We start from the raw sequence: 8,204 nt of genomic DNA, 5'->3' as shown, positions 1-8,204 counted from the left end.
TGTCATTCTAATTTGGGAGCGGGATCGTGACGGATGCGAGGCAGCATTTCGGTAAGATTGCAGGGCCCGGTGGTTGAATTCAATTGCGGCAGAATGATTTTGTCCATCCCGGTACGGCAGGCGCCGGTCGAGCCCGGGAGACAAAAAACCAGCGTGTCGCCGGCCACGCCGGCCAGCGCGCGCGATTCGATGGTGGAAGTGCCGATCTCTTCATAAGAAAGCCAGCGGAACAATTCGCCGAAACCGGGAATGGCTTTGGTGAATAGCGGTTCGAACGCTTCGGGAGTGACATCGCGTTTCGTCAGCCCCGTGCCGCCGGTCGAGATGATGGCGTCCACGTTTTTGTCGGCGACCCAGGCACGCAATTGCCCGCGCAGAATTTCGACATCGTCCTTGAGAATGACGCGACTCACGACCTTGTGTCCCGCGGTTTCGAGCCGCTCCTGAATGACATCGCCGGAGGTGTCGTTTTCGCGCGTGCGCGTGTCCGAAACCGTGAGCACCGCGACGTTCAGAACGACGAACGGACCTTTGGCTTTTTTACTCATGGTTTCTTCCTTGGATGCCGCTATCAATCCTGCGGCGGCAGATGTACGAGATCGCGCAGCGCATGCACGTTGCGCACGGTGATGTGGTTGCCATGCACCTCGATCAGTTCGCGCGAACGCAGTTTAGCGAGGATTCGTGACAGCGTCTCGGGCTGGATCGCGAGACGCGAGGCGATCACGCCCTTGGGGGTGGTGAGCTGCACCTCGGGCGATGTCTTGACGTCGCGCGGAATCTGCTCGAGCAGATACGCCACGAGACGATAGGTGGCATTTTGCAGCGTAAGACTTTCGATCTGGTTCACCAGCATATGCAGCCGCCGGCTCAAGGATGCGAGCAGCCCGAAGCTGGCCTCGTGCGATTCGCGCAATAAATTGAGAAAGGCCTTCTGATCGATGGCGTAGAGGCGCGATTCGCTCACCGCCTCGGCGTTAACCGGGTAGCGCCCCTGGGTGCCCATGAACATTACCGCCTCGGCGAAGGTCTGGCCCGGTTGCACGATCTCGATGATCTTCTCGTCACCTTCGGGCGAGAGACGAAACAGCTTCACCATGCCGTCGCGCAGGAAGAAAAATCGTTCGGCGGGTTGGCTGTGTCGGAACAGCGTATCACCCGTGTTGAGATGGATATCATGTATGCCCTGAATCAGGGTCGCCAGATGCTGCTCCGCCATGTCGGCGAACAGGTAAGCGCGGCGTAATTCGCGGTTGGCCTCCGGGGATCGGTTCATGGCGCAATCATAACCTCAGAAAGGGCCGGTTGACCAAGGTCAATGCCGCGGGTGGCGACCCGATTCAAAGTGACGCGCAAATCCTATTCACGCGCTGTCGCCCCGCACGTCGGCGGACAGCCATAAAACGGGATAGCCCGAGGAATGAAAGTCCAGTTGCTGGTTTCCGACGCATGTGACCCCTGCGATCAGGCCGAGAAAGTCTGGCGCGGGGTGGCGGCCGAGCTTGAGCTGGATTTCTCCGTGGTGAATCTGGACCGACTCGAAGGCCGGCAGCTGGCAGAGCGCCTGCAACTTCAGACCATCCCGGCGCTGGTGGTAGACGGCGTGCTGGTGGCCATCGGGGTGCAAAGCGCCGAGGAGGCGCGCGCCCTGGTGTCGCTGGCACCGCTGCGACAGTATCCCTAGATTTATTGCAACATGGGCGTCCCGAGCTCGTTGTCTAGGCTTGGGTTGCGAAATACGTTACCGTTTCATCTTATGACAGGACGAACGGAGCGAAGCGGAGTAGGGCTTCCCACATGATGACAAGACGAACGGAGCGAAGCGGAGTAGGGGTTCCTTTATGCTGACCCTCGAAGAAGCCCGCGCCGCGATTCTCGCCGAAGTCACGCCGGCCGCGGCGACGGAAATGACATCGCTCGCACAGGCCCATGGCCGCTTCGTCGCGCGCGAACTGCGCGCGCAGGTCGACAACCCCGCCTTCGATAATTCCGCCATGGACGGGTACGCGTTGCGCGCGGCCGATCTGACGGCCGCCGGATTTGTACTGCCGCGGCGCGGTGAGTGCCGCTGCGGCGATGCCCCGGGGCGACTGGCCGCCGGCACGACGATGCGCATCTTCACCGGTGCACCACTGCCCGAGGGCGCTGATACCGTCGTAATCCAGGAAGACATCAAGCTCGAAGGCGATACGGTGGTATTTCCCAAAACCGTTCAACCGGGCAGCCACCTGCGCCGCCGTAGTGAGGATTTTCACCAAGGCGACGTGTTGTATCAGCCCGGGCGCAGACTTTCGGCTTACGATCTGGCGTTGTTGTCCGCCGCCGGCGTGGCGCAAATCCCGGTTTACGTTTCGGCGCGTGTGCTAGTGGTCGCCACGGGCGATGAACTGGTGGCGCCCGGCGCACCGCTGCGGCCGGGACAGATATACGAATCCAACCGACTGGCGACAATATTGTTGTTACGCGAGCTGGGCATGGACGCCGTGGACGGCGGCACGGTGCGTGACGAGCCGGCGGCGTTGCGCGCGCTGCTGAAATCGTCCGCGGATTTCGACTTCATTATCACCAGCGGCGGCGCTTCGGTGGGCGACCACGACCTGGTCAAGCAGGTATTCGCCGAGATCGGCCAGATCAAATTCTGGAAAGTGAAAATCAAGCCGGGCAAGCCGATCGCCTTCGGGCGCGTGGGAACGCGCACGCATTTCTTCGCGCTGCCCGGCAATCCGGTGTCGAGCCTCGTGACGTTCAAGCTGTTCGTAGAGCCGGCGCTCATCGCCTGGCATCACGGCACGGCGCGCCTGCCCCAGCTCACCGCCACGGCAACGAACGAGTTCCGCCGCCATCCCGGACGCACCGAGTTTGTGCGCGCGCATCTGGTCAACGAAAACGGCAAGCTCATGGTCACGGCGCTGCGCGGCCAGGGTTCGCACATGCTCGGACCGCTGCGCGAAACCAACGGCTTCATTCGTGTCGAGGCGGACAGCGCCGGTTTCAAGCCCGGAGAAACGGTCATGACGGTTCCGCTGAACACGGATTTTTCATGACCCGCTGACGCATGGCCGGGAGATCCTCAACGGGCATCCCTGTTTCCGACATCACCGGCGTGATCCTCGCCGGCGGCCGCGGAAGCCGCCTGGGTGGCGTCGACAAGGGGCTGGTCTCATTGCGCGGCCGGCCGCTCATTGAGCATGTCATCTCGATACTGCGGCCGCAGGTCGGCCGTCTCGTCATCAGCGCCAACCGCAACCGGGAAACGTACGCGGCTTACGGCGTTCCCGTCATCGCCGATGCGATCGGCGACTATCATGGACCGCTCGCCGGAATCCTGAGCGCGCTGCGCACGGCCGACACGCCATTCGTATTGTGCGCGCCCTGCGATACGCCGGCGCCGCCTTCCGATCTGGCTGAACGTCTGATTGCCGCCCTGGTGCGCGAACCGGCGCAAATAGCCGTTGCCACCTGCGGCGCGCGGATGCAGCCGGTGTTTGCGCTGGTGCATCGCACGCTGGCCCAGTCATTACAGGATTATCTTGTCGGTGGCGGTCGCGAAGCTGGCGAATGGATGCGACGACAAAATGCGGCGCTGGCGGATTTTTCCGATGCGGCGGACGCGTTCGTGAATATCAACACGCCCCAGGAACATCAGGCCGCCGAGGGCCGGGAGTAGCCGCAGGCATTCGATGTATTTGGAAACCTCTGATTAAGTTTCCCGTTCGACCTGAGCTTGTCGAAGGGTGAACGGGAAATGCCGTAAGTCGCCGGCGATTTTTCCGTTCGTGGTTCGACGGGCTCACCACGAACGGACTAAATCAGAGGCTCCCTTAATGTTTGTTTCGTCCGTTTCGATCGGTGGTATCGCGGAACAAGCTGTCGAAACCGGCGCGGGCAAAGTCCCGGGATTTGCGGCAGGTCGCACAACGCGTCTCGCGCCCGTTAGCTGAGAATGTCTAGCCGTCTTTCACGCAGTTCGCCGCGTGTGACGAGTGAGCGTAACGGGTTTTCCCGGTGGAGAGGCATGCCTGGATTGTGGCTGTACGCGGACCGCCCCCTCCGGGCACATCGCCTGACACTGACCGCAGGCGATACAGAGCACCGCATCGAACCTCACGCCGCTGCCGTCGATATCCTGGTAAGAATCGAGGGAGCCGGTGGGGCAGAGATTCACGCACAGCCGATGATCCTGGCAGTCCGGACCGATTTCCACCACCGGAAAAAATCGCGCGGGCAAGGATCCCCCATAACGCGCGGCAAGCTTTTCGAGAAGCAGAAGCTGATGTTCGCGTTCAATCGCCCGCAGCGGTATCTGTCCTTGCTCCGGTCGCGCCAGTCTGTCCTCGATATTTTCCTCGATTCGGAAAGCGGCCACTTCACTGACGGTGGCGGCGACTTCGCACGCGAGCCGGCTCAGTAAGTCGCGTCGTTTGAACGGAAAGGTATTGGCATCGTCCGAGATGGCGTGACGCTGAAACGAAACCGCCAACGGCTGTATGTCGAGAACTGGCCAATGCGATTCCGGGGCGCCGATTTCCTCGAGCCAGTCGTATGTCGCCGAGAGCGCCGTCTGCGCGGGGTGACAGTTATGGCGCCCGGCCGAGCATTGGCTGCACCAGCCACGATCGAGCAGCGCGAGCCGGCGGCTTCCTGCCACGTAACGCAGAGCGAGCAGGTGGCTCACGCTCAAGCCTCCGAGGCAGGGTACGCGCACGGCGGCCGACGGCGAAAGATTACTGGGAACTTTCCAACAGTCCAGTTCCAGCGCTTCCTGCGTTGACTCTGGCGTAAGCGTGAGGGAGAAGCCGTGCACGGCAACCGCACCGGTGGGGCAGACCGCCATGCATTGGCCGCAACCCAGGCAGCCGTCGTCGAGTTGCAAACCCTCGTGGGTAAGCGATAACACCTGGGCCGGGCACGCCTCCGCGCAGCGCGCGCACGCAACGCGCTGCGGATGCAGTTCGAGACAGGCCCTGGCCAGCAGTCCCACCGGGGCATCCGGCCGCAGGCGGCGATAAGTGAGCGTGCCGCTCATTCCATTCCCCTCCATCGGCTCACCCTCACGACCCTAGCATTCGCCGGCCGGGGCCTGAATGATATGGATCAACGCACTCGGGCTCACATTACGTGTCTGACATCCGGGGTCAGGGCATGAGTCTTGCCGGATAGGGCAGAGTAGCTGTATGAATAGCCGGGTAAAACACGGATGAGTATCGTCAGAGCGTATGAACGGATATAGTGGTTATTGATGCGGGTCAATATCTTGTTTGAATGGCTCAAAAAAATTTAGAGTGGTTGCAGCACCGCGAACGAATACGCTGACAGGACGAACGCAGCGAAGCGAAGTAGGGCTTCATTAATGGGGGTTCGATAATAGAAACATGGCTACCTGTGCCTGCGAGATTAATGCTTGTGTCCTGTGTGAAGACCGTTTATATCCCGGCCTCACCAAGGATCAGATTTGTCAGATTCGCGAGAGCCTGATTCGCGAGATGTACGAGCCGCGCGAGATCTTGTTCCGCGAGGGCGATCCGGCGGACTTCCTTTTCTCGCTGCGTTCCGGACAGCTCAAACTCACGAGTTCAATGCCGGACGGGCGGCAGCAGATCCTGCGGATCGCGGTGGCGGGTCAGTTGCTGGGCATCGAGACTTTCAAGGGTCAGCGCTATCCGTTCACCGCCGAGGCGCTTACCAACGTGGTCGCCTGCAAGATCAGTCACGACGACCTGCGGAAGATCCTCGAAGCCAGCCCGGCCATCGCGTTGCGCGTGATCGAGACGCTTAGCCAGGAGCTCGACCAGGCCGAATCCCTGATTCGCGATCTCGGATTGAAGACCGCGCCGGAGAAGGTGTCGAGTTTCCTGCTGTCGTTGATTCCGCAGCGTGGCGACCCGAACGGCGAGCTGCCGCTGCGGCTGTCGCGGCGCGAAATCGCCGAGATGCTTGGCCTGACGGAAGAGACCGTGAGTCGCGTCATGGCTGACTTTGCCCGCAAGAAAATAATCGGCAGCGGAAAAGGCTATATCCGCATCCTCGACCGGAAGTGGCTCGAAGAAACGAATGGCGTAGAAACCAAGACATCCAGCGCCGCGCGGCGCGCCCTGTCCGGCCATTCTTGATCTGCATGCGCCTGACAGCGGATTGCGCTTCGGGCATTCATCATGCCGGACACGCCCGGAATAGTGCCTGACTATAATTCAGTGAGTCGGGTCGTATAAGGCCGCTGCTTAACTTCCACCGGTGATGGTGATCTCGTTCGAACTCAGGTCAGATCAGCCTGATTGTTATTCATAGCCCTCGGGCAGCTCGTGCGCTATTCCCTTGTGACAGTCGATACAGGTCTTCCCGCTCTCGCGTATATACTCGATGGTATGTTTCTTCTGGGCACTTGGATCCTGTTTCGCCAGATCCATAGAAATGAACGCGTGGCAATTGCGGCATTCACGCGAATCCGTTGACTTCATGGTTGCCCACACGGTTTCAGCGAGTTCCAGACGATGGGCTTCGAATTTCTCCCGGGTGTCGATGGTGCCCATTATTTTGTGGTATACCTCGTTCGAGGCCCGGATCTTGCGGATTATCTTGTAGATCCACGGCTTGGGAACATGGCAGTCCGGGCACGTCGCCCGAACGCCCGTGCGGTTCTTGAAATGGATCGTCTTCTGGTATTCCTGGTAGACGTAGTCATGCATTTCGTGACACGAGGTACAGAAAGCCTCCGTGTTGGTCGCTTCCAGGACCGTATTGAACCCGCCCCAGAAAACGATGCCTGCCACGAACATCAGTATGCCGCCCGTTGGGACCCACAGCAGATACCACTTAAATGGCGGGCGCCATAACTTGGACCAGCGTTTCTCGGGTTGTTTGTCTCCCGTCGGTTCCGACATGCGTTATCCCCTTTGGGCCGTTCTAGTTCTCGACGCAGGTTTGAAATTACACAGGCGACACCGCCCATTTAGCAAGTTTGAAATTTGCACGAGTAGTATTTTTTTGCGCCCGGCCTACTTGAAACTCGCGTAGTAATTCAGAACCGCTTCCATCTCCGTTTTGTCGAGTTTGTCAAACTTCGGCTTCATCTTGTCAGCCAACTTACGCTTCTCGGTATAGAACGCTAATAATTGGTGCCTCAGGTAAGGTGTCCACTGCCCGGCCAGAATACCTGAGTCATCGCTGGCAACACTGCCGGCTTGGGAGTGGCATTTCTCGCAGTCACGTTCATGAATCAGCTGGCCCTTCTTGGCCAATTCCGGATCGAAGTCCTGATTGGCACGCCTGAATTTCTTGCTGGCATAATACTGCGCCAATTTCTTGATGTCTGCTTCGCTCAGGGTTTTGGCGATCCGGCACATGTCGGTCAGTTTCACCTTCTTGTCGCCGTGCAGATATTCAATCTCCGGGCAGGTGCGAGTTTTCTTCTTGTACGCCGTCAGGCTGCTGATAAGGTACGGTTCGGAATAGCCGCCAATGATCGGCATATTCGGATCGTGGCTAGCGCCATCCCGTTCGTGACAATTGGTGCAGGCGTCAACCAACTTGTTTATGTCAGCTGCCCAGGCACCGGTTGCCAGAGAAAGGCTGAGCAATCCAGCGCCTGCCAATAATGCAAATCCGGTGACTTTTTGCGTCTTCATGCTGATCTCCTGGTTACCATTCTGGCCGACATGCAGTTATCCCGTGTGAATCGATTCCGCTGAAGGTTTGCGATTCACACGGGAGACATTGCCACCCGATTTATTTGAAGCTCCCGTAATAATTGACCAGCGCATCGATTTCCGCTGCATCGATCTTTTCCATCTTTGGCTTCATTTTCTTGACCATCGGGCGCTTGCCGTCTTTGAAATCCTTGAACTGTTCCTTGAGGTAGGGCATCCACTGGCCGGCCATGATGCCTGCGTCATCGCTGGCGAGACTGCCACCCTCGGAATGGCACTTATCGCAACTATGCTCGTGGATTTCCTTGCCCTTCTTGGCCAGGGCCGCATCGAACTTCTGCTGGGCGCGGACAAATTTCTTCCCGGCAAAATGCTGCGCCAGCCCTTTGATGTCCGCCTCGCTCAGGTCTTTGGCCACCTGGCACATGTCGGTTTTTTGTCCTTTCTTGGCTCCGCTCCGGTATTTCGTCTCCGGGCAGGGGCGCTCCTTCTTCTTGTATGCCGTCAGGTTGTCGGTCAAGGCTGGCGCAGAAAAGCCGCCGATGATCGGTACGTCCGATT

General features: G+C 59.3%; 10 protein-coding genes. 4 read left to right on the top strand and 6 right to left on the bottom strand.

Translation table 11 applies throughout. From position 1 onward, the window contains the following. Positions 1-2 precede the first annotated feature (2 nt). Positions 3-548, bottom strand: coding sequence for a molybdenum cofactor biosynthesis protein B (moaB, locus tag WB402_RS14570; protein WP_424209101.1), 546 nt, complete (start codon positions 546-548; stop codon positions 3-5). A gap of 23 nt (positions 549-571) precedes the next feature. Beyond that, the gene (locus WB402_RS14565) at positions 572-1,276 is read right to left on the bottom strand and encodes a Crp/Fnr family transcriptional regulator (RefSeq protein ID WP_424209099.1); all 705 of its coding nucleotides are present in this window, start codon (positions 1,274-1,276) and stop codon (positions 572-574) included. 144 nt (positions 1,277-1,420) lie between these two features. On the opposite strand from WB402_RS14565, the gene WB402_RS14560 reads away from it, so the two are divergent. The 3 genes from WB402_RS14560 (at position 1,421) to mobA (ending at position 3,667) form a co-directional block, all read left to right on the top strand. Further along, complete coding sequence (locus WB402_RS14560) at positions 1,421-1,684, top strand: thioredoxin family protein (RefSeq protein ID WP_424209097.1); 264 nt, start codon at positions 1,421-1,423, stop codon at positions 1,682-1,684. Between the two features lie 157 nt (positions 1,685-1,841). Further along, positions 1,842-3,044, top strand: coding sequence for a gephyrin-like molybdotransferase Glp (gene glp / locus WB402_RS14555; protein ID WP_424209095.1), 1,203 nt, complete (start codon positions 1,842-1,844; stop codon positions 3,042-3,044). An 11-nt stretch (positions 3,045-3,055) separates the two neighbouring features. Next, a complete protein-coding gene (gene mobA / locus WB402_RS14550; protein WP_424209093.1) occupies positions 3,056-3,667 on the top strand; it encodes a molybdenum cofactor guanylyltransferase MobA in 612 nt (203 codons plus the stop codon). Positions 3,668-3,958: 291 nt separating this feature from the next. Here the strand turns inward: mobA and WB402_RS14545 are convergent, their stop codons facing one another. Continuing rightward, entirely contained in the window at positions 3,959-5,026 is a 1,068-nt protein-coding gene (locus WB402_RS14545) for a 4Fe-4S dicluster domain-containing protein (RefSeq protein WP_424209091.1), read from the bottom strand. A gap of 346 nt (positions 5,027-5,372) precedes the next feature. On the opposite strand from WB402_RS14545, the gene WB402_RS14540 reads away from it, so the two are divergent. Then, positions 5,373-6,110: a Crp/Fnr family transcriptional regulator gene (locus tag WB402_RS14540; protein WP_424209090.1), complete on the top strand. Its 738-nt coding sequence runs from the start codon at positions 5,373-5,375 to the stop codon at positions 6,108-6,110. A gap of 165 nt (positions 6,111-6,275) precedes the next feature. Here WB402_RS14540 and WB402_RS14535 read toward each other — a convergent pair whose 3' ends face one another. The 3 genes from WB402_RS14535 to WB402_RS14525 all read right to left on the bottom strand — a co-directional run. Beyond that, complete coding sequence (locus tag WB402_RS14535; RefSeq protein WP_424209088.1) at positions 6,276-6,878, bottom strand: NapC/NirT family cytochrome c; 603 nt, start codon at positions 6,876-6,878, stop codon at positions 6,276-6,278. Between the two features lie 114 nt (positions 6,879-6,992). Further along, entirely contained in the window at positions 6,993-7,622 is a 630-nt protein-coding gene (locus tag WB402_RS14530) for a c-type cytochrome (protein ID WP_424209086.1), read from the bottom strand. Positions 7,623-7,722: 100 nt separating this feature from the next. Beyond that, positions 7,723-8,204 (bottom strand): c-type cytochrome (locus WB402_RS14525; protein ID WP_424209084.1); only part of this gene is annotated, 482 nt, incomplete at its 5' end.

This window comes from Sulfuricaulis sp., assembly GCF_049587675.1.
Classification (GTDB): domain Bacteria; phylum Pseudomonadota; class Gammaproteobacteria; order Acidiferrobacterales; family Sulfurifustaceae; genus Sulfuricaulis.
Note: the sequence above shows the minus strand (reverse complement) of the source record. Positions and strands in the feature narration are given on the sequence as shown.